Below are 23,556 nucleotides of genomic sequence, written 5' to 3' on the forward strand. Positions count from 1 at the left end.
GTTCCCGCTCGGGCAGGAATGCGAAATCACCTTCGAGCGGCGGACGTTGCTCCGGCACGGAACGCTTCCCGTAACCCGGTCGGGCCTTCGGATGGACGCGCGAGGATGCGGGCACACGCAGGGCAGAGCTAAGGTCTGAAGCAGCCACTGGATCGACTCTTTCTCGATCTTGAGGTCAGACCCCGGCCGGTGCTGCTAACACCGCGTCCGGGGTCATTACGTTCGGCACCGTAGACAGCCACGACTCTCCGCCGCAACTCGGTCACAATTAGTCATACTTGCTGGCCGTTACGGGTCGGGGAGGGGAGGGGGGTTTCCCAAACCCCCCGACAAACCAACCGCTTGAACTACACAGCTCGAACCCCGACTCTCGAATCCCGCCCCTCGAATCCCGAAGCTCAAGCCCCGGCCCCGAGCCCCTCCCCACACCCCCGAACGAGTGAACACCCCCTCCCCGGCGCTCGGCCCCCGACACCCGAAGCTCAAGCCCCGGCCGCTGCGATCCGCAGGACGGCTGGGACCCGATCGGCATCCGCTCCCTCGTCAACCGGATCGTCACAGCCGACGAACGCCCGTTTCCTGCGACTTGCAACAGCCCGGACCCCGACCAGTCGCCCGACCGACCCGACAGGGCCCAGTAGCGCTGCGACCGGGAAGGTTCGCCGGGCCGGGGTGGCCCGAGCCCGTTGTCAGAGCCTCCCGATAGCGTGCCGGCGGCCAGATCCGACTCTTCTCCGGGAGAACATCCGTGGACATCCTGCTCATCGCCGGCCTGTGGTTCGACGGATCCGCATGGGACGAGGTCGTGCCCGAACTCACTGCGCTGGGCCACCGTCCCGTGCCGCTCACCCTCCCCGGCCAGGGCGACGGCACCGCCTCCGCGACGCTCGACGACCAACTGGCGGCAGTACTCGCCGCCGTTGACGCGGCGCCGGGTAAGCCTCTGGTGGTGGGGCACTCCGCCGCGTCGAGCCTGGCCTGGCTGGCCGCCGACGCGCGACCGGAGAAGGTGGCCAAGGTCGCGCTGATCGGCGGCTTCCCCGCCCCCGACGGGCGGGCTTACGCCGATCACTTCGCGATTGAGGGCGGCACCATGCCCTTCCCGGGCTGGGGCCCCTTCGAGGGAGCGGACTCCGCCGACCTGGACCAGGAGACCCGGCACCGCCTCGCGTCCGCTGCCGTCCCCGTCCCCGAGGGGGTCGCCCGGGGAGTCGTGCGCCTGACCGACGAGCGCCGCTTCGACGTCCCCGTCGTGCTCATCTGCCCCGAGTTCACCCCCGCCCAGGCCAAGGAGTGGATCGCCACCGGCGAGAGCCCCGACCTCGCCCGCGCCACCCACCTCGAGTACGTGGACCTCGACTCGGGCCACTGGCCGATGGCCACCCGCCCCCGCGAGCTCGCCCGTGTCCTGGCGGAGGCCGCGAACTCGTAGTGCTGTGACGGAGGCCGGGTCGTCAGGCCGCTGCCGGACAGGCCCGGCCACCGGGCGGGAACCGGTGGACCCATGCGGCCGCTCCGAGGAAGGTCACCGGCCCGCCGACTCCACCGTCAAGTCACCGTTCGTCATCGACAGATCCAGGCGGTACCTGCCCGACGGGTCGTCCTCGAACGTCTTCCGGTCTAGGGCCGAGCACGCGGAGAGCCCGCCGACGGCGAGGACGGCCGAAGCCGCTGCTGCGAGAAGGCGTGACTACAGGTGCCACATGAAGTTCCCCCGTGTGGAACGAAGTTGGATCGTCATCAGCCGCTGCGACTCTGCGCAGCCACAGGTCGCCCACGCGTTCATTCGTACGCAGCCGATGGGGGAAGCCTCTGCGCCGACGCCTGATCCCTCCGCCCGGACGGCGGAGCGCCCCGTCCTCCGCACCGCCTGGGCGCACGCCCCGGCCCCGTCCGGCGGGTCGACGCCTGTGGCCGGTGAGTCCCGGGCCGTGATCCGCCGGACACGGCCGGGCGACGCCAGTGGTCAGTTCATCGCGAACTTGGCGACGTACTCGTCGAAGGGTTCGATGCCGACCTCCGCACGGAGTTCGTCCATGCGCTCGGGCTCCTCGCAGGGCCACGGGACGGGTGCCCCGTCCTTCACACCGGCGATCTGGGTGCCGAAGATCTGCTTCCGGCCCTCGTTGACCAGTGTGCGGTCGCGCAGGAAGGCCAGCTCGCGCGGACCGGCCGCGCCCGCCGACACCGCCTGCCGCATCAGGTGGAGGGCGCGCCGCTGGATGTCGAGCTGCCGGTCGGCGTGCTGGGCGATCAGCCACGCCGCGCTCGCGGCCTCCTCACCGACCGTTTCCGCCGTCGGCCAGCCGTGCTCGTCCATGATCTCGCCCAGCCGGTCACCGTGCCGGGCGGTCAGCCGCCGCCAGGCCAGCTGCTCGGCGGGGTCGTCGCTGTTCGCGCAGACCGCGGTCCGGTGATCGGCCGCGGCCATGTCCGTCAGCTCCGCGGCCAGTGCGGCAACGTCGTACGCCACTTTCAACTCCCAGGTCTGATCGGGGATTCGGTTCCGTCGTCCGCAAGCCTAGGAGCACAAATGGGACGTAAAGATCATTCCGGAGAACGGTGACAGGCGCCTTCCCGCGTGGGGATAATGGATCTACCCCCAAAGCCGAAGCGCCCCGTTTCCGGCGCCGCTCATGGGCTCCGGGGTGTCATTCCCCAGGTCTGCCCGGCGGAGCGGGTTTCGTGAACATCGACAACGACCCCAAGGTCACGTACTGGACCGGCAGCGAGGACCTGGCCGTGAAGCAGCCGCTCGCCGAGTGATCTCCCGCGGTCCCCGTCACGGGGCGGCGGCCGACGACCGGCATACTGGGCGCCGCCCAGAACACGGCCGGAAGCAGGTAGCGTGAGATCCGACATATTCCGCATCGGCGCAGGTCTCGCGGCTGCCACCGTGACGGCACTCGCCCCGTCCTCCTGCGAGGCGGAAAAACCCGTCGCCACCCCGAAGTCCGTTACCCATTCCCAATTGGTCGGCCGATGGGACGGGGAGCGGAAATGCGGATCGCCGATGCTCCGGCTGCGTGACGACTACACGTTTTCCGGCAAGGACTTCCCGGTCGAGTGGGACGGCCCCGTGCCGGACTCGAAGGTGACGCGCCGTTCGTCCGACGGGGAATGGCACGGGGTCAACAAGGACCCCGGGCTGCCGCCCTACCTGGTACTCAATTTCAAAAACCACAACGACATCCAGATCCTGCACTTCTTTTTGGAGCATGGAGAACTGCGGATGGACGGGACCGTTCACGCGGGCGGAGGGGATCCCTACCCCTACGAATGTCGCTACAAAAGGACTTCCGCCGACCCCGAGGCCCATTGATCAGAAGCTCATGGGGTTCTCGTCCAGGACGTAGCGGACGTGCGGGCCGCCCCCTCGCCGGGACGACCTGGTGACCAGGTGAGGGGGTGACCGGCCAGGGCGACCGTCCACGGTTCGCCGCCCGTGCCCATGCGCGTCACCAGACGAATTCGTCCGGTTCGAAGCCCACGACGGCGGCGGCGAGCCAGAAGAACACGACGAAGACCGCGCAGATGATCTGCCAGACGAGATCGGCGACGTCCGTGCCGGGCCTCGGGCCGAGGGCAGGGCGCACTTCGCTCTGCGGGTCGATGGTCATCAGGTACTCCTTGCCGACCTCCAACTCCCTTGCTGTGACGGACAGGTCGAGCTGCCGGGGGATTCCCGGGGAGGAGACGGCGTAGGTGTACACGCCGGGGCTGCCGTCGCTCGGGTTGGGCATGGTGTAGCCGGTCTCCTTCTGTATGAGGCCGTAGACCTCCCGGCCCCGGTCGTGCAGGGTGTTGGAGGCGAGGTACTCCATGTGCGTCGCGCAGAAGAACATGGCCGCGATCGCGGCCAGCAGTCCCCACGAGGCCCCGATCCCTGCTCCCCTGCGCGCGAACGCGACGGCACAGCCCACGACGATGCCGGCCCCCGCGACCAGGAGGAACCCCCACCCGCCGTTCCTGGTGCAGAGGGCGCGCCCGAGGAGCATGAGCAGCCACAGCGTCAGCAGCCCCACAGCGACCCCGACCCCGACGCCCGCGCACAGCCGGCCGCTCGGAACCCGTATGCGACGCCTGGACATGGACAACCTCCTCCGCTTCCCCGACAAGCCGATCCGGCCCGCGCGAATCCCATGGACTCATGGCTTCCCGCCGCGAGTCCAGGCTTTATGAGCCGTGCCCGGACAGGACGAGAGCCCCATGGGTTTCCGATCGGCAAGGGCTGCCCCGAAGGAGAACGCGCCCTCCCCGCACGCCCATCCTCATCCCCAGGGTCCACCGGACCGGTGACGCTCTCCCCCATGGAGCGGAGCGGGGTCCGATCCGGTGGGTGACGCATCGGGCAGGGGCGGCTGTGATCGTTGAGGCAGCTCAAGCGAGCGGCATCCAACGGTCCGAGGAGCACGCATGACTGCCCACCCTGCCACCGCGTCCACCGCGCCCACCGCGCCCGGACGGCTGCGCGCTGCGTGGAGGAACGCGCACGCCCCGGTGCCCGGGGTCCCCCGGTGGGCCCGGATCGCCGCCTACGCCATCCCCTTCGCCGTGCTTCCCTCCGGCCTGTGGCGGATCATGACCGTCGTCTTCCACATCGGCGACGACGGCCCGCACGGGAGGGGCCAGCTCCCGTCGTGGTTGCCGGGTCCGGTGTACATCGTCGCCCTGTCGATCCTCTCCGAACTGCTGGCCTTCACCGCCATCGGGCTGATCGCCTCGTGGGGAGAGGTCTTCCCGCGCTGGATTCCGCTGCTGGGCGGCCGCAGAGTGCCGACCCCGGCCGCCGTCCTGCCTGCCGCGCTCGGCGCCACGATCCTGACCGTCCTGTGGACCACCGCCTTCGCCACCTCGCTGTTCGGGCTCACCATCCAGGGCGATCCGCTCCCGGGCGACTCCCCCTCGGAGTCGATGCACGGCTGGCGACTCGCCTTCTTCAACCTCACCTACATCCCGCTCCTGCTGTGGGGGCCACTGCTGGCAGCGGTCTGCTTCGCGTACTGGCGCAGGCGCTCTGCCAGTACCGTCCGCATGCACGCGCCCGAGGCCGCCTCGTGACTTCCGGTACGTGTCTAGCGGCGGGCCAGGATCTCCGCGATCCGGGAGAATCCGTCCGCGCCGTGGCCGAGCGCCACCGCGCGGCGGGCCAGGCCCTCGGCGGCGCGCATCACGCCGGTGTCGATGCCGTGGGCCTCGGCGGCGTGCACGACATGAGCCATCGTCGACACCGCGGAGGTCAGCGGATTGCCCTCGCCCGAGTAGGTGCCGTCCTCGATGTCGTCGGCCGTCCCCTGGAAGATCGCCGGCAGGATCGCGCCGATCCCCTGCGCGAACGGGGCCAGTTCACGCGGCGAGACGCCCTCCGCCCCCGCCAGGGCCAGCGCGTGCATGTAGCCGGTCATCGACGTCCAGAAGATGTCGAGCAGCGCGATGTCGTAGGCCGCGGCGCGGCCGATGTCCTCGCCGAGGTGGGTGTGGCTGCCGCCCAGGGCGTCGAGCACCTCCCGGTGCTCGCGGTGGAGCTCCTCGTCGCCGCTGAAGAGCAGGACCGCATCCGAAGTTCCGATCGTCGGCGTCGGCGTCATGATGGCGCCGTCGAGGTAGCGGATGCCGTGCTCACCGGCCCATCGCCCGGTGTCCCTGGACCGCTCCGGGGTGTCGGCGGTCAGGTTCACCAGGGTGCGCCCCTTGAGCGCGGCCGTGACGGCGTCCCGGCGCAGCACCGAGTCCGTGGCGTCGTAGTTCACCAGGCACACCACGGTCAGCGGGCTCGCCGCGACCGCCTCCGCGGCACTCGCGGCCCCGATCGCCCCCCGCTCGACCAGCTCGCGGTCCCGGCCCGGGGTGCGGTTCCACACGGTGGTACGCACCCCCGCGGCCACGAACGCGCCTGCCAGCGCACGGCCCATCGGGCCGAGCCCGAGCACCGTGACGGCCGCCGCGGAACGTCCGGACGTGGGCTGGGGGGAAGAAGACATGACTGAACTCCCTTGTGCATAAGGTGGAAAGGCAGGATCGGAACAGCCGGGGAAGGAACGGGGAGATGACACGCATCCGGGTCGACGACCCCGATGTCTGCGGGGTGGCCGCGGCCGTCGCCGTCATCGACGGCAAGTGGAAGACGTTGCTGCTGTGGCTGCTGGAGGCCGGCCCGCACCGGCCCGGCGAGCTGCGCCGCAAGGTCCCGCAGATCAGTGAGAAGGTGCTGACCCAGGCCCTGCGCGAAATGGAGTCGGACGGACTCGTCCACCGCGAGGTGTACGACGTGGTGCCGCCGAAGACCGTCTACTCGCTGACCGAGTCCGGTCTCGAACTCTCACTGGCGCTGGCTCCGCTGTCCGACTGGGGCCATCGCCGTCTGGACCGGCTCGCCGCCGAGCGCGCCGCGTCCTGATCCCGGACCTCCTCCTTCCCGTTCTCGTTCCCGGTCACCACCAGGCTCTCCCGGCGTGGTCACGGCGACAAGTACCCACAAAAAAGTGGGTGTGCCGACGGACGGCCCGCCCGTCCGCCCACCCGCTCGGCGGCATCCGGTGGCATGGATGATCTGACCATTTAGCCCGATCAGGGATGACCGGCCCGGTTCGCCGGAGCGGCGGGCCGACAGCCTGAATGATCTCGGCCGAAGTGCCTTGCTCCCGGGCATCACGTTCCGGCCCGGGTGTCTTCCGCCGACCTTGGAGAATCCATGCGACACCCTGTCCCCCGCCTCCGCGCGCGGGCCCTGGCCGTCGGGCTCGTGCTGGCCGCGGCCGCGCTCGTGCCCTCCGGCACCGCCGGTGCGGCCGACCAGTACGAGTGGGCCGCGCTGGGTGACTCGTACACCGCCGGTGGCTTCGTCGGGGACCCGCTGCCCCCGCTGGGCGATCCTTCGCGGGACGGCTGCGACCGCACCAGCGACGCCTACCCCGGCCTCGTCGAGCGGGAGCTCGACGAGTTCCCGCCGGGCAAGCCCGTCCACCTGACCAACGTCAGCTGCGGCAACGCGACCATCGCCGACATCGCCACCGCCGAGCAGACCCCGATCAGCCCGGTCGAGCCCCCCGCCGAAGGCTGGCCCTCGGTGGACCCGCAGACCCGGCGGGCCGGGCTGAACGACCGGACCGACATCGTCACCATCGGCGTCGGCGGCAACAGCCTGCCCTTCGGCGGCATTCTCCTCAAGTGCCTCGAACAGGGCGCGACCGGCAAGTCCTGCCGCGAGTACTACACCAATCCCCCCGAGGGCGAGGAGAGCATCCAGGAAAAGCTCGCCCGGGTCCAGGACGAGTACATCGAGATGCTGGCCAACGTGCACCAGTCCGCACCCGACGCCAAGGTGATCACGATCGGTTACCCGGCCGTCCTGCCGGACGAGGCCACCGACTGCAACCGCCTGTCCCTCACCGAGCTCGGCCCGATCACCCACGCCGACATCGACTGGCTCCGTGACGACGTCCTCAAGCAGCTGAACAGCACGATCCAGCGGGTCTCGAACTTCTTCGGCGACCGCTACGTCGACGTCTACAGCTCCAGCGTGGGCCACGACGCCTGCCGGCCCGCGGACACCAAGTGGGTCGAGGGGCTCTGCGGCGACGCCGCGGACTACTGGCCCACCAGGCTCCCCGGCACGCTGCTGAACTGCGGTCTCCTCCGCAAGCACGTCACCCTGGTCCACCCCAACGCCGCAGGACACGCCAACACCGCCGCCCACGTGGAGCGAGCCATCCGCATCGCCCTCCTCGAACGCTGACCGCCCGTCCCGCCCCGGCCCCGGGCAGCCGGGGTGCGGTGCCCGACGCTCAGCCCCCGGTCCGCTCGCCGTAGCGGTGGGACCACGGCAGGGCCTCCTCCAGCGAGGCCGATACGCCGAGCAGCAGATCCTCGCGCCCCCAGCCGGCCGTCAGCGAGACCCCGAGCGGCAGTCCCTGCGAACTCCAGCCCAACGGAAGGCTGATGGCCGGGAAGCCGGTGGCGTTCGCCAGGACGGTGTTGCCCGTGAACGCGGTCATCGCGGCCAGTTCCGCCGCCGGGTCCGCGTCGTTGCGGAGCTGACCGACGAACGTCGGCGGGCCCGTCACGGTCGGGGTGATCACCACGTCCGCGTCGGCGTGGCCGAGCGCCCAGGCACGGGCGCGGGCCTGGACCACACCGATCGAGGCGGCCAGCTCGCCAGAGGTCAACTCCTGTGCCCTGGAGCGGAGATGGCGGACGATCGGCCGCAGGGACGTCGCGTCGAGGGCCATGACCCTCGACGCGACCAGTGCCGTGAACATCGCCCGGAAACCCTCGGTCAGCTCGGGGTCCGGCGCCTGGTCCCGGACGAACACCTCGTGCCCGAGCCCGGCCAGCGTACGGGCGGTGAGCTCCGCGGCCCCGGCGACCTCGGGATCCACGGGAGCGCCCGAGACCGAGCCCTGGGCGAGCGCGATCCGGAGCCGCGGCACGGGTGCGTCGCACGCGCGCTCGTAGTTGTCGACCCGGGGCGGATGCACGGTACCGGCCCCGGTGCGGTCGGCCAGGACGTCGAGGAACGCCGCGGTGTCGCGCACGGTGCGGGCGATCGGCCCCCGCACCGAGAGCCCCATCCCGTCGTTGCCCGCCGGGCCCGCGGTGACGAGTCCGCGGCTGGGCTTGAGCCCGACCACACCGCAGGCGCTCGCGGGCGAGCGCACCGAACCGGCGGTGTCACTTCCCTGTGCGATCGGCACCAGCCGGGCCCCGACCGCGGCCGCCGCCCCGCCGCTGCTGCCCGCCGCGCTGCGGCGGAGGTCGAACGGGCTGCGCGCCGGGGCGGCCACCTCGGGCTCGGTGTAGCAGGCGGCCCCGAACTCGGGAACGGTCGTCTTGCCCAGGCTGATCAGCCCGGCATCGGCCATGACGTCGACGATCTCGTCGTTGTGCTCCGGAACCCAGTCGCGGAACAGCGCGGAACCCAGCGTGGTGCGTACGCCCGCGGTGGCCTCCAGGTCCTTGACCGCGGTGGGGACGCCGAACAGGCGCGGCAGACCGGCACGGTCCGCCGACCGCAGGACCCGTTCGGCCCCGACGGCCGCGGCGCGGGCCCGGTCGGCCGACACGGTGGTGAACGCCCCCACCCGGTCGCCGCCCCCGATCCGGGCCAGCAGGTGGTCCACGACTTCGGTGGGACTCGTGTCGCCGCACGCGTAGGCGGCGGCCAGCTCCAAAGCCGTGAGCTCGTGCAACTCCGTCATGCGCACCCCATTGAAGTTTCGTTACGCGTATCGATATGGTGCGGGCATGGTGGCCGAAAAGGCAAGCAACCCGAAGAACGGCCGTCCCCGGGCGGTGACGCTCGACGCGATCCTGGACGCGGCGACCGAACTCTCCGACGACCAGGGGCTCGACGCCGTGAGCTTCCGCGCGCTGGCGGACCGGCTGGGCGTGTCCCCCATGGCGATCCACCGCGCGACGGGCGGCATCGACGCGCTCCAGCACGCGCTGGTGTCCCGGGTCGTCGGAGAGGCGACCCGGTCGGTGGAATGGCCGGACGACTGGCTCGGCACCGTCCGGCTGTTCGCGAACGCGCTGCACGACCTGCTCATGCGGCACCCCGTCGTCCTCGAAGCGCACCGTCGCGCCTCACTGGTGGGCCCCGGCGCCGACGACGCCGCGCACCGGGTCGTGGCGGCGCTGCGCAGTGCCGGGCTCGACGAGGAGGCCGCCGTGTACGCGTACGGCACCCTGCACGACTTCGTCACCGGCCACGTGGCGATCCGGCTCGGCCGCGGCGACCTGGAACTGCACCAGCTCCCGCCGGAGCGCCGGGCCGCGTCGCTGTTCGCGGAACACCACGACTACGACCGCCGGTTCGCCTTCGGCCTCGACTTCGTCATCGGCGGAATCGCCGCCGCAGCCTCAGCCGCAGCCCCTGTGCCCCACGCATCCCACGCATCCCACGAGGAGCAGAGATGACCCCCTCCCCGGCGGACCCGAAGGACCCGACGAACCTGGCGGGGACGGAGACGGACCTGCCCGAGACGCACCACGTGGCGGCCCCGGGCGGGCGCCGTATCGCGTACTGCTCGTACGGCGACCCCGCCGCCCCGCCCGTGATCGTGCTCCACGGGACCCCCGGCAGCCGCTACGAGGGCCTCGCCCTGCGACAGGCGGCGACGGACGCGGGCCTGCACCTGGTCTTCCCGGACCGTCCGGGGTACGGCGAGACCGACCCCGTACCCGGTCGCGGCTTCCACCGCTGGAACGACGACTTCGTGGCCCTGCTCGACCACCTCGGCCAGGAGCGGGCCGCGCTCGTCGCGATCTCGGGCGGCGGCGGGTACGCGCTCTCGGCGGCCCAGCGGCTCCCCGGGCGGGTGACGAGGCTGATCCTCGCCTGCGCCGCCGTTCCCGGGGCTCCCCGCAAGACGTACGCGCGCCGGATCCCGCTGGTCAAGCTGCTGAACCTGATCGCCGTCCGGGCCCCGGCGCTCGCCCGGCAGATGCTTGCGGGGAAGGGCGTCTTCAAGAAGACCAGGAGCGAGCCGAACCTCGACGCCTGGCCCCGCTCCGACCGGCTGATCATGACCACCCCCGCCTTCCGGGCGCTGTCCGACCTGGACACGACCGAGGGACAGCGCCAGGGCGTGGACGCGGCCATCACCGACCTCGCCGGCTACGCCCGCCCGCTGCCGGACCCGCTGGGCTCGGTCTCCGTACCGACCCTCTTCCTGCACGGCGAGGCGGACGGCAACGTCCCGGTGGAGGTGGCCCGTTGGGCCCACGCACAGATCCCGGGCGCCGAACTGCGCACCGTCCCCGACGGCGGCCACCTCTTCCTGCTCGCGGACCCGGAACCGCTCCTGCGGGAACTGATCTGAGCGGTGCGCGGGGCGGCTCGGGGGCCGCGGGGCTCTTCAGGACCGCGACCTGTCAGTTCTTCCGGTCCCGGAAGCCGATGGCGAGCAGCTCCGAGCCGTAGCCGGTGCCGCCCGCGGACTCCGCGCCGATCCGCAGCCCGCCGAGGTCGTAACCGGTGCGCAGCACGTCGTCGTGGGCCGAGGCCAGGACGACCCGGCTGCGGTCGCCGACGAACTCCAGGACCTGCCACCGGGTACCGGTCGCGAACCGTGCGAGATGGTCCTCGTGCACCCGGTCGGCGATCAGGGAGGTGAACCGCTCGATACCGGTGTCCACCTCGACGGCGACCAGTTCGTCGCCGTTCTCGGTGGTGGGGACGACGGTGGTGCCGGTGACGGTGGCCGTCCGTTCCCCCGGGTGCACCGGGGGCAGCCTGCGGAATGCCAGCAGGAAGATCATCACGGCCACCAGGCTGCCGAGCGGCGCCCAGACGGCGGCGAGCAGGACCACCCACACCCGCCCCACGTCCATGACCAGCCACGCGAAGGGCGCCGCCCCGAGCGCCGCCACGCCCTGCACGGTCCCCGCCAGCAGCATCAACGACCGGTTCGACCGGACCCGTGCGTCCGGGCTCGGGTACTGCTCGGCCATCCGGTTCCCCCCGACGTCGCCCACCGGTTCCCCATCCTGCCCACGGACGGGCAGCGGGGGAAGGCGGCCGACCGACCGGACAGTCGACCGGACGACCGAACCGGACGGGCGTCGCGGTGCGCCCGCCCCGGCGACGACGACGGCAGCCGCAACGGCAGCGGCAGCGGCAGCGGCGGTTCAGCCGGCCGTGCCGCCGGCCCGCAGGTCCTCGGCGGTTTCCTGGTACGCGTCGGCGGCGCGGGTGAAGTAGTCGAAGAGGGTGGCGCGCTGCTCGGGGGAGTAGTCGCCGATCAGTTCGCCGATCCGCCGGCGGGCGTCGGCCATGACGCGGTCGAGCTCCGCGGGCCGGTCGATCGGTTCGATGATCACCTTGCGGCGGTCGTCGGGCGAGGGGACGCGGCGCACGTACCCGGCCTCCTCCAGCCGGTCGACGAGCCGGGTGGTGGGGCCGGTGGTCAGGCCGACGCGCGTGCCCAGCTCGCCCGGGGTCATCGAACCGGCCAGCTCCAGGACGTTCAGCGCGTACAGGTCCGTCGCGCCCAGACCGCAGGCCCGGGCACTGGCGTGGGCGTGCAGCAGGACCGCGCTCAGATACCGGCGGTAGACCCGGCTCGCGTCCGGCTGCGGGTGGGGTGTTGACACGGCGATCCTCCGCTCCCTAATCTCTTCCTCAACGAAGAGACTTCTCAAAAGAAGAAGCTTCTTCGGAAAAGTAGCTTCGCTCGCGAAGGTACCACGGGAGGGAATCCAGATGAGCACCGAGACCGCCGCCCCCGAACCCGCCGCACCGGACTCCGGGTCCATCCCGACAAGCCTCGGCCCCGCCCCGGCGGACTCCGGACCCGGACCCGGACCCGAACCCGCCACGACCGGGCGGCCCCGCCGCCGTACGGTCAAACGCGTTCTGGGGATCGGCGCCCTGACCCTCGCCCTGGCCGCCGGCGGCGGGTACCTGTGGCTCAGCAGCACCGCCACGGTGCACAACACCGGCAACCCCGACTGCATGGCCGTCACCCCGACGGACGCCCCGGCCGGCGCCCACCGGCAGGTGTGCTCGACGCTGGCGGACATGACCGCGGCCTGGGGCCGCGGCGACGCGGACGCCTACGGCGCCGTGTTCACCGAGGACGCCACCTACACCCTGGTCCGCCAGGACGACGGCCCGTGGCGCATCGCGGCCTTCCACAACACCCGGCGCCAGAAGGTCATGGAGCGCGTCTCCTTCCTGTTCGACCCCGACACCAGGCCCCGGGCCGAGAAGTGACGAGCGAGAGGCCCCGTCCCATGAACACCGAGACCACCGGCCCCACCGAGACCACCGCCATCACCGACACCGACACCACCGAGGTCCGGGCCCTGCTGGACCGGGCGCGCGCCGCCTGGAACCGCGGCGACGGCACCGCCTACGGGGACTGCTTCACCGACGACGCCACCGACGTCACGTTCACCGGCACCGTCTACCGCGGCGGACAGGAGATCGGGCGGGCGCACCAGGCCCTCTTCGACACCTTCCTCAAGGGCACCGAACTCCACCTGGACGTCCGCGACATCCGCACCCACGGCCCCGACACCGCCGTCGTCGTCACCCGCGGCGAGGTCTCCAGGAAGCCGCCCCGCAGGCTCGGCAAGATCGCCACGTACACCCTCGTCCGCACCGACCGGCGGGGCTGGCGGATCGCCGCCGTGCAGAAGACCCGGCGCAAGGGCCTGCTCGAAGCCGTCTCCTTCAGGCTCCAGCCCGCCACCAGACCCGTACCCGCGGGCGGTTGAGCCCACGGGGCACTCGCCGCGCCCTACTCCCAGGTCGCGGTGTCGGGGTCGATGCCGTGGGCGCGCGCGTCGGCGTCGACGACCTGCCGGAACCAGGCGGCGAGGCCGGTCCGGATGCCGTCGTAGTGGGCGGCGAATCCCGGATCAGCCTCGTACATGCGGCCCAGGCAGACCTGCATCCGCCTGGTGAGGGGGAAGTACGAGGCGAAGACCTCGCGGTGCCGCTCGGCGAGCCGGTTCGCCTCCGGGCTGCCGGGGGCGACCCCGGCGTCCATCGCGTCCGCGAGGGCGCGGTCGAGGCCGGCGACGGCTTCGGCGACCGCCTGCCACTCCTCCGGACCGCGCGAGGCGGAGAGTTCGGCGTATTGCCGCCACTGCGTGGTGTCCCCGTAGCGGTTGCGGGCCTCGGCGGGCCCGTCCGGGTCCCACCGGGGGCCGAAGATCGCGACCTGCTGCTCGACGGTCAGCAGCAGGCCGCGCTCGTGGGCCTCGATCATCCGGTCCAGTCCGGCACCGAGCCGCTGGAGGCGTTCGATCCGCTCGGCGACCTGGGCGCGCTGCGCACGCAGCGCGCCGGGCACGTCGGCGGTCGAGTCGTCCAGGACGCCCCGGATCCGGTCCAGGCCGAGACCGACCTCGCGGTAGACCACGATGCGGTGCAGGCGTTCCAGATCACCGGCGGTGTAGAGCCGGTATCCGGCGGCCGTGCGCATCGAAGGGCGGGCCAGGCCGATCTCGTCCCAGTGGTGCAGCGCGCGGACGGTCACACCCAGGCGCGCCGAGACCTGGCCCACGGTCAGGCCGTCGGCCCCGGCCCCGGCTGCGGCTTCCGCTTCGTCTGCGTCAGGCATGCCCCTCATTGTTGTCGGCGTTGTCGGCGTTGTCGGTCCGGTCGCTGTCCGGATCCGGCGGAGTGATCCCGATGGCCTCAAGGTTCCGCGCCTCCTGGCTCGCCGGGTCGAAGGGCTTCGCCGCGGTGACGACGATCCGCGCGTTCTCGGGGGTGATCACCGTCACGTCACGCGTGTTCCAGGGGGTGTCCCGCGGGCCGTCGACCGAGTCCGGGCGCAGCGCCCGGCAGTCCGCGACCACGGAATCGATCTGGCCGAGCACGTACGAGAAGCTGAAGCTCATCGCCGGCGCCTGCTCCGGAACGCTCTCCTCCGCGACGAGGAGCACGTCCTGGAACGCCCACCGGCGCAGATGCACGAGGGTGCCGGGGATGCTGAACAGTTCGAAGAACCCGAGCCCGCGGACCCAGAAGTCCACCGACACCGCGAGGTCGTTCGTGGGGATCGTCGCGAACGCGGGCATCCCGTAGATGCCGTGGAAAGGCTCCGGCGGAACCGCGTCCGGGCCGGGGTCGGGGACGGGGCTGATCTCGAACGCGTTGTAGTAGTCGCTCATGGGCACCACCCTCCGGCCTCACGCAACGTGAGGGTCAAGCCGGATCCCGAAAGCCGCAGGAGAACCGAGGGAAGGCGGCGGGAGAGCGCTGGAGAAGCAGCGGAAAAGCGGTGGACAGGGATCACACGATCGACAGACTGGCCCGTATGGAACGACTGCCGGTGGATGTGGAGCACGTCACCGCGCGGCTGGTGCGCCGATTCGGCCCCCGGGTCGCCGACTGGTGCGCCGACGCCCCGGATCTCGTCGCACGGCTGGTGTCCCGGTGGGGACTTTCGCTCGGCGGCCCCCTCCCGGACGGCGCCTCGTCGGTCACGCTGCGGTGCAGTTGGCCCGACGGCACGCCCACGGTGCTGAAGATCAGTCCGGAGCGGGCCCTGCTGGCCGAACAGGTCGGGATGCTGGAGTGGTTCGCCGCCTCGGGCCGGGTGCCCTCCGTGCTGGCCTTCGACGAGGAGGCGGGCGCGATGGTTCTGGAGGAGATCGTGCCCGGAACGCCGGCGGAGCACCTGCCCGCCACTTCGCTCCCGGAGCAGTGGTCGGGCCTGCTCGCCGCCCTGCACGGGGTCGCCCTGCCCTCGGCGCCGACGCGTGTGCTGCGCGAGCGGTGCGAGGAGTCCTTCGCCCGGGTCGGCAGGCGGCTGTCCGAGCCCGCGATCGGCGCGCGGATGGACACCGCCGTGTGGAACAGGGCCATCCGGCGGTGCGAACGGCTGCTGGACACGCAGACGACGACCGTGCTGCTCCACGGCGATCTGCACCTGGGCAACGTGCTCGACGGCGGCGCCGGGCGCGGCCTCATGGCCATCGACCCGAAGGCGTGTGTCGGCGATCCGTGTTTCGACGCCGTGGACCACGTCGTGGCCGGTGCCGGGGCGGAGGGCGTCGGGGCCCGCTGCGCGCGCGTGGCGGCGGCGTGCGGTCTCGACGGCGACCGGCTCCACGCCTGGAGCCGGGTGATCGCGCCGTTCGCGGCCATCGCCCACCTCGGTGACGACTCCGGTGACGGCAGTGCGGAACCGGCGATCGACGAACTGCTCGCGCTGGCCCGGTGAGCACAGCCGGTGCTCTCCGCCCCTCTGGAGGCCGACCACCTCGCCCACCGACCACATCGGGTCAATATCTGGCGCGATCCCAACGGCACCACAACCATCCGGCAGGCCGGTGACGGCGGCGGAGCCGTACCCACAGTCGCCGTGACGGACCGGGCGCACACCCGACCCCGCCCCGGAACGGGCGCGCGAGCGGCTCTCCCCGTCCCCGCGGTCCGGGGTGGCGTACGGCGGTCCGGGCGGGGCCGGAACCCGGCGACACGCATCCGACTGACCGGCAGGTCAGTTGATGCCGACTTGACCAGCGGCCATAATGGACGAGCAGCCCTTCACGCATCCCCCGTCGTGAAGGGCTGCATCTTCAACTGCCCTCATATGCACACCTTGTCCGTCTTGTCCGACGGAATTTCGCACAGGGCAGGACGACTTCACGGGCAGGACACTCCCCTCGCGGTCCCCTGCCCGTGTTTTTTCGAGTTAACAGTGACGTTGCGTGTTTACGCAAGCCCGTTCCCGTACCGCCCACCGCGCCGGGGGCCCCGTCACACGATTCGTTACAGTGCAATCCCGTTGACCGAAACGACGACCGAGCACCGCTGGTCGGGCGGGGAACGGATACGTGGGGAGCCGGATGGACAGCGTCGAGGAACGCACACCGGAGCTGCGGACACTGCAGCAAAAGGTCGAGTACATGGTCGAGAAGACGTTCCCCGGACAGAAGGTCTCGGGCCGGGTCTTCGCCGACCTGGTCAAGGAACGCGGCGGTTCCCTCTCGCACAGCTACTTCTCCAACATACTCGCGGGGAAGGTGACGCAGCCGTCCGAGGACATCCTCAAGGCGCTCGGTCTGGGCTTCGGCGTGGACTGGCGGTTCTTCAAGGAGGAGTCCGAGGTCGTCGACGACGTCGTCGCCGGGCTCCAGTTCCTCGCCAAGCGGCGCACCGGGGAGATCAGCGGGGTCGCCGGCCGGGGTCTCGACGAGGACGGACTCCCGCCGGAGCTGCTGCAGTTCGCCCTCTCCCTGCTGGAGGACGCCCGGGGCAGGCAGGACGCGACCGGCGGCGGCGCCCCCGGCGAGCCGGAGGGGTAGACCTCTCACATGTCCATGCGCGAACTACGGAAGGAGTGCGAGGCCGGGCTGGCCGACCTGCCCATACCCGCGCCCTTCTCCATCGACGCACTGGTGGCGAACATGGAGGCGGCCCGGGGCCGCACCATCGTGCTGCACGAGATGCCCGACCGGCTGGCCCGCGTCAACGCCGCCTGCGGGCTGCGGCTGAAGACCGGCGGGACGAGTTTCGTGCTCTACCGCCGCCGGCCGACCGAGTACCAGACCCAGCACGTCATCCTGCACGAGCTGTGCCACGAGTGGTTCGACCACGGCACCTCCCTCGACGCCGAGCAGCTCAGGCGGCTGCTGCCGGTCTTCGACACCTCGCTGATCACCCGGGTCCTGGGCGGTGAGCCCACGCCCGCGCCGCCGGTCGCCGACACCATCGCCGACGCGATCCGGTCGGGGGACGGCACCGTGCAGGCCCGCGCGCAGTACGACACCCACGACGAGCGCATGGCCGAGTTCGGCGCCTCCCTCATCCCCCGCATGGCCCGGGACGTGTCGAGCGACGACATGGTGGGGCGCCTGGCCAACTCCCTCTCGCGCCCCGTCGCCAGCCGCCGCCGCGGCCTGTTCCGCCGTTCCTGAAACCGCCCGTCCCCCTCGCCCCCCACCCCAAGGACCCGCCGTGACCCCGCTCGACCTCGCCGGCTACCTCATAGCCGTCCTGATGACGGCCGTCGCCGTCTGGCGCATGCCCGCCGCCCTGTGGGGCGACGAGGAGGACAAGCGCCGCCGGGCCCTGTGGGGCTGCTACGCGGGCTTCGCCGCCGCCCTGTGGACCAAGACCCAGGCCGTGCGCATCGCGCTCAACGACAGTGCCGTCACCGACCTCGCCGTCCTGATCAAGCACTACACGGCGACCGTCGCGATCCTGGCCATCCTCAGCTACATCGTCGCCATCTACGGCCAGTACCCCGACGGCGGGACCGTCCCGCGCCACGTGCGGTTCGCCCGCGCCATCCAGCAGGTGGCGGCCAAGGCGTCGATCGCCACGCTGATCCTGCTGACGGTGCTGTTCTTCACCGTCGTCGACCGCTCCGTCCCCTCGGACCGCTTCGTCGCCGACCACGCCGGCCAGTGGGGGGCCACGCTGTACATGAGCGTGTTCTACCTCTACCTGGGCGCCGCGTCCGCCGTCTGCGCGTACCAGTGGGCGCTGGCCACCGCCGGGGCCCGGCTGCGCCATCTGCGGGTGGGGCTCGGCATGATGACGTTCGCCATGTTCATCGGGGTCGGCTACACCGTCAGCCGGACCCTGTTCCTGTGGATCAGTGTCCTGGACACCCCCAGCGACTCCTTCGCGCTGCGCTTCGACGAGGTCACCGAGGCCGCGCAGGTGGTGCTGTTCGCCTTCTTCGCCGTGGGGGCCTCCATCCCCGCGTTCAGCAAGGGGCAGCGCCGCGCGAAGCTGTGGCGGGCCCAGGTCAAACTGCACGGCCTCTGGTACGAGTTGATGACCGCCTTCCCCGAGCAGCCCTTCGACCCGCCCGCCCCGCTGATCCGAGAACTCACCCGCTTCGACACCCCGGCCGACCTGCGCATCGACCGCTGGGCCGCCGACATCGCGGACGCGGTCGAGAAGCTGCGCCACTACGTCCCCGACACCCTGCTCCCGGCCGCGAAGGCCGCCGCCGCGGCGGACGGCGCCGCGGACGCCGAGAAGGCCGGTCCGCTCGCCGAGGCGTACTGGATCAAGGCGGCGCTCACCGCCAGGAACAACGGCGCGGGCGCCACGACCGCCGCCGCGGTGGACACCCAGCACGCCACCGACCAGGAAGGCGAGGTCGCCTGGCTGGTGCGGGTGGCCGCCGCCCACCGGACCGTCACGGCGGACCGGGCGGCGCGGGTGCTGGAGCAGGCCACGGCCGACGCCGCCCGCGAGGCCGGTGCCGACGCCGGTGCCGCCCGCGAGGCCGGCACCCGGGCCGGTTCCGCGCAACCGCCGCACACCGGTGGATGACGGAAAAACCACCGTTGAACGGGGCATCCGGTGGGTACGGGTGCCCCGTGCCGAACTTCGAGATCACCACCGCGAGCGCCGACGACCTCACCCTCCAGGCCGAATGGGCCCACGAGGAGAGCTGGAATCCCGGCCTCACCGACCGCCACGCCTTCTTCGCCGCCGATCCGCGCGGCTTCCTGTTCGGCCGGCTCGACGGCGAACCGGTCTCCTGCATCTCCGTGGTCCGCTACGGCACCGGCTCCGGCTTCCTCGGCTTCTACCTGACCCGCCCCGAACTGCGCGGCCAGGGCTACGGGTTGCAGACCTGGCAGGCCGGCATGGCCCGGCTGGAGGGGCGCAACGTCGGCCTCGACGGGGTGGTGGCCCAGCAGCCCAACTACCGCAAGTCCGGCTTCCGTCCGGTCTGGACGAACATGCGCCACGAGGGCCTGCCGCCGACCGGACTGACCGCCCCGGCCGGCACCGCCCTCGTCGACGCCCGCGCCGTCCCCTTCGACCGGATCGCCGACTACGACCGCCGGTTCTTCCCCGCCGCCCGGGACGGCTTCCTCGCCCCGTGGATCGCCGGCCCCGGTCGCACCTCGCTCGCCGCCGTCCGGGACGGGGAGCTGCGGGGGCTGGCCGTGATGCGCCCGTGCCGCACCTCGTCCCGCATCGGCCCGGTGTACGCCGAGTCGCCCGAGGTGGCCGGGGCCCTGGTCAGCGCCCTGGCAGCGACCGATCCCGGCACACCGGTGGCCATCGACGTGCCCGACGCCAACCCGGCGGCCGTGCGGCTGGCGGAACAGCTGGGCCTCACCCCGACGTTCGAGACCGCCCGGATGTACACCGGCCCCGCGCCGGACATCGACCACGACGGGCTGTTCGGCATCACCAGCCTGGAACTGGGCTGAGCCGGGGCGGTACGGCGGTACGGGGAGTCCTTCCGGTGTCCGGTGTCCGGTGTCCGGTGTCCGGCGTTTGGTGTTCGGCATTTGGTGTTCGGTGCCCGGTTTTCGGCAGGTCACAGGGGCGCGCGGGGGCGGGTGCGCGAGGCCAGGACCGCTATGTCGTCCTCGGCGCCCGGCCCGAACCGCTCGAGCACCTCGTCCAGCAGGTCGTCGAGGCTGCCGCTCCTGGGCATCGTCAGGTCCTCCAGGCGGGCGATCGAGGTGTCGATGTCCTCGCCGCGCCGCTCCACCAGCCCGTCGGTGTACAGGAACAGCACCGAACCGGGGTCGAACTCCACCAGCGTCGAGCGGTAGCCGCCGAAGCCGGTGCCCAGCGGCGGCCCCACCGCCATCTCGGCGCACACCCTGGCCCCCGACAGCGGATCGATCAGCACCGGCGGCAGGTGCCCGGCGCTCGCCATCTCGCACGCCCCGCCGAACCGGTCGACGACGGCCAGCAGGCAGGTCGCCGCCCGGTCCAGGCCGGACCGCTCGACCATCCGGTCCAGCCGTTCCAGGATGCGGTGCGGCGGCAGCTCGTCGTCGGCGAACATCCGCAGCAGCGAGCGGTAGTGGCTCATCGCGACGGCCGCCTCCACCCCGTGGCCCATCACGTCGCCCATCGCCTTCAGGTGGCGCCCGTCCCGCAGCGGGATGACGTCGAACCAGTCGCCGCCGACCAGCACGCTCCGGTCGGCCGGCAGGTACCGGGTGGCGATCTCGATGTGCGGGTGCGGCGGGCGCGGCTCGGACAGCAGGGAACGCTGGAGCTCCAGGGCGATGGTGTGCTCGTGGGCGTACCGGCGGGCGTGATCGAGGTCGACGGCGGCCCGGCCGGCGAGCTCCCGGGCGACCACCACGTCCTCGTCGGTGAAGACCGGTGAGTCCCCGGACCGGATCAGGCCGAGGATGCCGAGCGGCCCGCCGCGCACGGAGACGGGCACGATGACCGCCGAGTGCATCCCGAGGGCGCGGTAGGCGGCGACCCGTTCGGGGGCGGGCGCGGAACGCATCAGCTGTTCGTCGCCGGTGAGGTTCTCCACCACCGGCAGGTTGGACGCCAGGCAGCGCTGCACGGCGGCGCCCTCCTGGTAGTCGATGTACTCGTCGGCCAGCCCGAACCCGCACAGCTCGTCGCGGAGGGCGGGCACGGCGGTCAGCGCCGCCCGGCGCAGCCGCAGCACACCGGGCGGGGCGGGGCGGACCGGGGCGGCGACGTCCGGCGGGAACACCTCGACCGTCGCGAGGTCCGCCAGCCCCGGCACGACGAGGTCGACGAGCTCGGCGCAGGTGGTGTCCATGTCGAGGGTGGTGCCGATCCGGGCGGCGGCGGTGTCGAGCAGGTCGATGTGACGCCGGGCCTGCTCCAGTTCGCGCCACCCCTGGTCGGAGGACACGACCTCCAGCACGATCCCGGCCAGGCCCACGACCCGGCCGCCGGTCTCCAGCCGGTGGAACGCCCCGTGCCAGTACCGCCGGACCCCGCCGGTCGCCGGGGTGAACCCGCTGGAGGTGATCTCACGGGGTCTGCCGTCGGCGAGCACGGCCAGCATCATGTCCTCGCCGGCGTCGACCAGCGGGAGGACCTCGGTGACGGTGCGCCCGATGTGTTCCGCGGCCGGGATGCCGTTGATCCGTTCGAGAGCCGGGTTGACGTAGAGGAAGCGCAGCCCCGTGTCGAGCACCCCCACCCCGGCCGTGGTCCCGCCGACCAGGGCCGCCAGCACCTCGGGGCCGAGGGGCGGCGGATCGTCGGCGTACGCATCGGCCTGCACGTCAACCTCCTGGGCGGGCGCGGACCACCCGCTGCCCGGCCCTCCATCGTCGGGCGCCGGATCCCGCCGCGCATCCGCTGAACGGGCCGTGTCCCCGCGCACCCGCACACCGGACGGGGCCGGGCACGGGCCCGGCCCCGGGCGTACGGGCCGCGCGGAACCGCTCAGGTGCTGAGGGGGTGCGAGGTCCGGCCGGACGCCTCGTCGATCTCGTCGTGCGCCTTCGTCAGCATCTTCATCGCCAGTTCGTTGAGGGCTCTGGCCCCCGCGATCTCCTCACCGACCCTGGGCTGGTCCTTGTCGGAGGGGTGGCGGCTCGCATATCCGTGGGCCCGCACCTCGTTGCCGTCCGGAAGCCGCACCAGGGCGGCCGCACGGGTCCGGTGGGTGTCCTCCTCGAATTCCATGTCCACGTGCCACCCGGCAGTTGTCCTCATGACGATCACCTCCCTACCAGGGTGCTCCCGTTCCCCGGCGGCTGCACCACGGCGGCGCCCCCGTGACAGGGGTGACTCACATGACCCGGGATGCTCACCGCCCCGGCCGGTCCGGCCGGTCCGGGTGGGGCGGTCGGTCCGGGTGGGGCGGTCGGTCCGGTCCGTCCGGTCCGCCTGGTCCGTCCAGTCGGTCCAGTCGGTCCAGGTCGAGGGTGCCGCGGGTTCCCGGGGCGTCGGCCGGGAGCCGCAGCGCCGCCTCGACCCGGCCGGGCAGCGGGCCCAGGTCCAGCAGACCGGTGACGATCCGGCCGGTCAGCGCGTGCCACGCCCCGGCGCGCCGGAGCATCGCGTGGTCGCTGTTCCGGATCGCGACCAGGCAGGTGCGGGCACCGGCCCGGCGGGCGCGGGCCGTGAGGTCCTGGGAGGCCCGGGGGCTGGTGACCCGGTCCCGGGTGCTGTGCAGCAGGACCACGTCGCGGTCGGCGAGCTGGCCGACCGGGTCGTCGGCCGGGCACCACGGGGCGAGACCGACCACCGCGCGCACCAGCGGATGACCGGCGGCGCGGAGGGCGGCGCGGGCACCCATCGAGTGGCCGACCAGGACCACCGGGACCTCCCCGGCCTCGCGGCGCAGCACGTCCAGCGCCCGCACCGCGTCGTGGAGCGGGTCCTCGCGGGAGCCGTTCCAGCCGCGGTGGGCGTACCGGGCGGTGCGTACGAGGACATCGGCGGCGGGGCCGCCCGTGGCCGAGGCGATGACCCGTGCGAAGGGGAGCATCCGCACGGCGGGCAGGTTCAGCGGACCGGGCGGCGGCGGGGCCAGTCCCGTCTCCGCGCCGCCGTGCAACAGGAGCACGGCCGCGGACGGCGGTCGGGGGCCTGTCATGTGTACCTCCTGGTGTGCCTCGGTCCCGCCCGGTGCGCCTTCGGCGATGATGCGGGAACCGGTTCCGTACCGGACAACGAGCACGGGTCGGGAACCGGTCCCGTACCGGAGAACGAACCCGTACCGGAAACCGGTCCCGGCGCGGGAACCGAATCCGTGCCGGGCGTGCTCTACAGAGCATGGACCGGAAGACTTCCGCAGTACCGGACCACGGAGGAACACGTGGCATCGTCACCGCAACTCGGGCTTCCCGCACCGGACTTCACACTGCCGGGCGGGGTGCTCGTCGAAGGGGCCTTCGAGCGACGCGACTTCGGACTCTCCGCCGCGCGCGGTCGTGCCGTCGTCCTCGCGTTCTACCCGGGCGACAACACGGCCGTGTGCACCAGGCAACTCTGCTCGTACTCATCGGGGCTGGAAGAATTCGAGGCGCTCGACGCGGAGGTCTGGGGGATCAGTCCACAGGGTGTGGACAGCCACGAGTCCTTCGCCCGGGGACACGGGCTGCGGATGCCGCTGCTCGCGGACACCGACCGGGAGGCGGCCCGTGCGTACGGGGTCGCCGCGCCGGGGATCGGGGTGCGCCGCGCGGTCTTCCTGATCGGTCCCGACGGGGTGCTGCGCTGGAAACACGTCGCGCTGCTCGGGGCCACGTACCGGTCCCTGGACACACTGACCGAGCAACTTTCCGGCATCAAATCCCCGTAAAAATCTGCCGGGTTCCGGCAGTGTCCGCAGCCGGTGCCGTATGGGACCATCCATCCAG

At 72.1% G+C, this 23,556-nt stretch carries 26 protein-coding genes; 15 read left to right on the forward strand and 11 right to left on the reverse strand.

The genetic code is table 11. From position 1 onward, the window contains the following. Window positions 1-748 precede the first annotated feature (748 nt). Window positions 749-1,432 carry an alpha/beta hydrolase gene (locus ABZZ04_RS00005; protein WP_356929903.1) on the forward strand — a complete coding sequence of 228 codons (684 nt, stop codon included), beginning with the start codon at window positions 749-751 and terminating at the stop codon, window positions 1,430-1,432. Window positions 1,433-1,966: 534 nt separating this feature from the next. Here the strand turns inward: ABZZ04_RS00005 and ABZZ04_RS00010 are convergent. After that, window positions 1,967-2,473 carry a DUF6624 domain-containing protein gene (locus ABZZ04_RS00010; protein ID WP_356929904.1) on the reverse strand — a complete coding sequence of 169 codons (507 nt, stop codon included), beginning with the start codon at window positions 2,471-2,473 and terminating at the stop codon, window positions 1,967-1,969. Window positions 2,474-2,848: 375 nt separating this feature from the next. Here ABZZ04_RS00010 and ABZZ04_RS00015 point away from each other — a divergent pair, with 375 nt between their 5' ends. Continuing rightward, window positions 2,849-3,322 carry a hypothetical protein gene (locus tag ABZZ04_RS00015; RefSeq protein WP_356929905.1) on the forward strand — a complete coding sequence of 158 codons (474 nt, stop codon included), beginning with the start codon at window positions 2,849-2,851 and terminating at the stop codon, window positions 3,320-3,322. Window positions 3,323-3,458: 136 nt separating this feature from the next. On the opposite strand, the gene ABZZ04_RS00020 is transcribed toward ABZZ04_RS00015, so the two are convergent. Further along, complete coding sequence (locus ABZZ04_RS00020) at window positions 3,459-4,091, reverse strand: hypothetical protein (RefSeq protein ID WP_356929906.1); 633 nt, start codon at window positions 4,089-4,091, stop codon at window positions 3,459-3,461. A 325-nt stretch (window positions 4,092-4,416) separates the two neighbouring features. Here ABZZ04_RS00020 and ABZZ04_RS00025 point away from each other — a divergent pair, with 325 nt between their 5' ends. After that, window positions 4,417-5,061, forward strand: coding sequence for a hypothetical protein (locus tag ABZZ04_RS00025; protein ID WP_356929907.1), 645 nt, complete (start codon window positions 4,417-4,419; stop codon window positions 5,059-5,061). Between the two features lie 14 nt (window positions 5,062-5,075). Here ABZZ04_RS00025 and ABZZ04_RS00030 read toward each other — a convergent pair whose 3' ends face one another. Beyond that, on the reverse strand, window positions 5,076-5,981 hold the full coding sequence (locus ABZZ04_RS00030; RefSeq protein WP_356929908.1) for an NAD(P)-binding domain-containing protein: 906 nt from the start codon (window positions 5,979-5,981) through the stop codon (window positions 5,076-5,078). 65 nt (window positions 5,982-6,046) lie between these two features. On the opposite strand from ABZZ04_RS00030, the gene ABZZ04_RS00035 reads away from it, so the two are divergent. Beyond that, window positions 6,047-6,397 (forward strand): winged helix-turn-helix transcriptional regulator, encoded by a 351-nt coding sequence (locus tag ABZZ04_RS00035; protein ID WP_356929909.1) that lies wholly within the window; start codon window positions 6,047-6,049, stop codon window positions 6,395-6,397. 294 nt (window positions 6,398-6,691) lie between these two features. After that, window positions 6,692-7,735, forward strand: a complete 1,044-nt coding sequence (locus tag ABZZ04_RS00040; RefSeq protein WP_356929910.1) for an SGNH/GDSL hydrolase family protein — start codon at window positions 6,692-6,694, stop codon at window positions 7,733-7,735. Window positions 7,736-7,784: 49 nt separating this feature from the next. Here the strand turns inward: ABZZ04_RS00040 and ABZZ04_RS00045 are convergent, their stop codons facing one another. Then, window positions 7,785-9,197: an amidase gene (locus tag ABZZ04_RS00045; protein ID WP_356929911.1), complete on the reverse strand. Its 1,413-nt coding sequence runs from the start codon at window positions 9,195-9,197 to the stop codon at window positions 7,785-7,787. 46 nt (window positions 9,198-9,243) lie between these two features. Between ABZZ04_RS00045 and ABZZ04_RS00050 the strand changes: the two genes are divergently transcribed. Continuing rightward, window positions 9,244-9,918, forward strand: a complete 675-nt coding sequence (locus ABZZ04_RS00050; RefSeq protein ID WP_356929912.1) for a TetR/AcrR family transcriptional regulator — start codon at window positions 9,244-9,246, stop codon at window positions 9,916-9,918. After that, window positions 9,915-10,823 carry an alpha/beta hydrolase gene (locus tag ABZZ04_RS00055; protein WP_356929913.1) on the forward strand — a complete coding sequence of 303 codons (909 nt, stop codon included), beginning with the start codon at window positions 9,915-9,917 and terminating at the stop codon, window positions 10,821-10,823. Before ABZZ04_RS00050 ends, ABZZ04_RS00055 begins: the two co-directional genes overlap by 4 nt. Window positions 10,824-10,875: 52 nt before the next feature. Here the strand turns inward: ABZZ04_RS00055 and ABZZ04_RS00060 are convergent, their stop codons facing one another. Together ABZZ04_RS00060 and ABZZ04_RS00065 are read right to left on the reverse strand one after the other, a co-directional pair. Next, window positions 10,876-11,454 (reverse strand): hypothetical protein, encoded by a 579-nt coding sequence (locus tag ABZZ04_RS00060; RefSeq protein ID WP_356929914.1) that lies wholly within the window; start codon window positions 11,452-11,454, stop codon window positions 10,876-10,878. Window positions 11,455-11,631: 177 nt separating this feature from the next. After that, window positions 11,632-12,096 (reverse strand): MarR family transcriptional regulator, encoded by a 465-nt coding sequence (locus ABZZ04_RS00065; RefSeq protein ID WP_356929915.1) that lies wholly within the window; start codon window positions 12,094-12,096, stop codon window positions 11,632-11,634. 109 nt (window positions 12,097-12,205) lie between these two features. On the opposite strand from ABZZ04_RS00065, the gene ABZZ04_RS00070 reads away from it, so the two are divergent. Together ABZZ04_RS00070 and ABZZ04_RS00075 are read left to right on the forward strand one after the other, a co-directional pair. After that, on the forward strand, window positions 12,206-12,718 hold the full coding sequence (locus tag ABZZ04_RS00070) for a hypothetical protein (protein WP_356929916.1): 513 nt from the start codon (window positions 12,206-12,208) through the stop codon (window positions 12,716-12,718). A 20-nt stretch (window positions 12,719-12,738) separates the two neighbouring features. Then, a complete protein-coding gene (locus ABZZ04_RS00075) occupies window positions 12,739-13,224 on the forward strand; it encodes an SgcJ/EcaC family oxidoreductase (protein WP_356929917.1) in 486 nt (161 codons plus the stop codon). Between the two features lie 23 nt (window positions 13,225-13,247). Here ABZZ04_RS00075 and ABZZ04_RS00080 read toward each other — a convergent pair whose 3' ends face one another. Next, window positions 13,248-14,084, reverse strand: a complete 837-nt coding sequence (locus ABZZ04_RS00080) for a MerR family transcriptional regulator (protein ID WP_356929918.1) — start codon at window positions 14,082-14,084, stop codon at window positions 13,248-13,250. After that, on the reverse strand, window positions 14,068-14,631 hold the full coding sequence (locus ABZZ04_RS00085; protein WP_356929919.1) for a VOC family protein: 564 nt from the start codon (window positions 14,629-14,631) through the stop codon (window positions 14,068-14,070). Before ABZZ04_RS00085 ends, ABZZ04_RS00080 begins: the two co-directional genes overlap by 17 nt. 167 nt (window positions 14,632-14,798) lie before the next feature. On the opposite strand from ABZZ04_RS00085, the gene ABZZ04_RS00090 reads away from it, so the two are divergent. The 5 genes from ABZZ04_RS00090 to ABZZ04_RS00110 all read left to right on the forward strand — a co-directional run bounded on the left by ABZZ04_RS00090 (window position 14,799) and on the right by ABZZ04_RS00110 (window position 19,656). Then, a complete protein-coding gene (locus ABZZ04_RS00090) occupies window positions 14,799-15,686 on the forward strand; it encodes an aminoglycoside phosphotransferase family protein (protein WP_356930234.1) in 888 nt (295 codons plus the stop codon). 628 nt (window positions 15,687-16,314) lie between these two features. Continuing rightward, window positions 16,315-16,773, forward strand: coding sequence for a hypothetical protein (locus tag ABZZ04_RS00095; RefSeq protein ID WP_356929920.1), 459 nt, complete (start codon window positions 16,315-16,317; stop codon window positions 16,771-16,773). Window positions 16,774-16,782: 9 nt separating this feature from the next. Continuing rightward, window positions 16,783-17,385, forward strand: a complete 603-nt coding sequence (locus ABZZ04_RS00100; RefSeq protein WP_356929921.1) for a toxin — start codon at window positions 16,783-16,785, stop codon at window positions 17,383-17,385. A gap of 40 nt (window positions 17,386-17,425) precedes the next feature. Then, window positions 17,426-18,760 carry an MAB_1171c family putative transporter gene (locus ABZZ04_RS00105; protein ID WP_356929922.1) on the forward strand — a complete coding sequence of 445 codons (1,335 nt, stop codon included), beginning with the start codon at window positions 17,426-17,428 and terminating at the stop codon, window positions 18,758-18,760. A gap of 47 nt (window positions 18,761-18,807) precedes the next feature. After that, window positions 18,808-19,656, forward strand: coding sequence for a GNAT family N-acetyltransferase (locus tag ABZZ04_RS00110; RefSeq protein ID WP_356929923.1), 849 nt, complete (start codon window positions 18,808-18,810; stop codon window positions 19,654-19,656). A 110-nt stretch (window positions 19,657-19,766) separates the two neighbouring features. Here ABZZ04_RS00110 and ABZZ04_RS00115 read toward each other — a convergent pair whose 3' ends face one another. The 3 genes from ABZZ04_RS00115 to ABZZ04_RS00125 form a co-directional block, all read right to left on the reverse strand. After that, a complete protein-coding gene (locus ABZZ04_RS00115) occupies window positions 19,767-21,467 on the reverse strand; it encodes a SpoIIE family protein phosphatase (protein ID WP_356929924.1) in 1,701 nt (566 codons plus the stop codon). 164 nt (window positions 21,468-21,631) lie between these two features. Further along, a complete protein-coding gene (locus ABZZ04_RS00120; protein WP_148832057.1) occupies window positions 21,632-21,904 on the reverse strand; it encodes a DUF1876 domain-containing protein in 273 nt (90 codons plus the stop codon). A gap of 94 nt (window positions 21,905-21,998) precedes the next feature. Further along, entirely contained in the window at window positions 21,999-22,790 is a 792-nt protein-coding gene (locus tag ABZZ04_RS00125; protein ID WP_356929925.1) for an alpha/beta hydrolase, read from the reverse strand. 222 nt (window positions 22,791-23,012) lie between these two features. Between ABZZ04_RS00125 and ABZZ04_RS00130 the strand changes: the two genes are divergently transcribed. Next, window positions 23,013-23,498 carry a peroxiredoxin gene (locus ABZZ04_RS00130; protein ID WP_356929926.1) on the forward strand — a complete coding sequence of 162 codons (486 nt, stop codon included), beginning with the start codon at window positions 23,013-23,015 and terminating at the stop codon, window positions 23,496-23,498. The last annotated feature ends 58 nt before the right edge of the window (window positions 23,499-23,556 follow it).

Source organism: Streptomyces sp. NPDC006435, from assembly GCF_040612315.1.
Classification (GTDB): Bacteria; Actinomycetota; Actinomycetes; order Streptomycetales; family Streptomycetaceae; genus Streptomyces.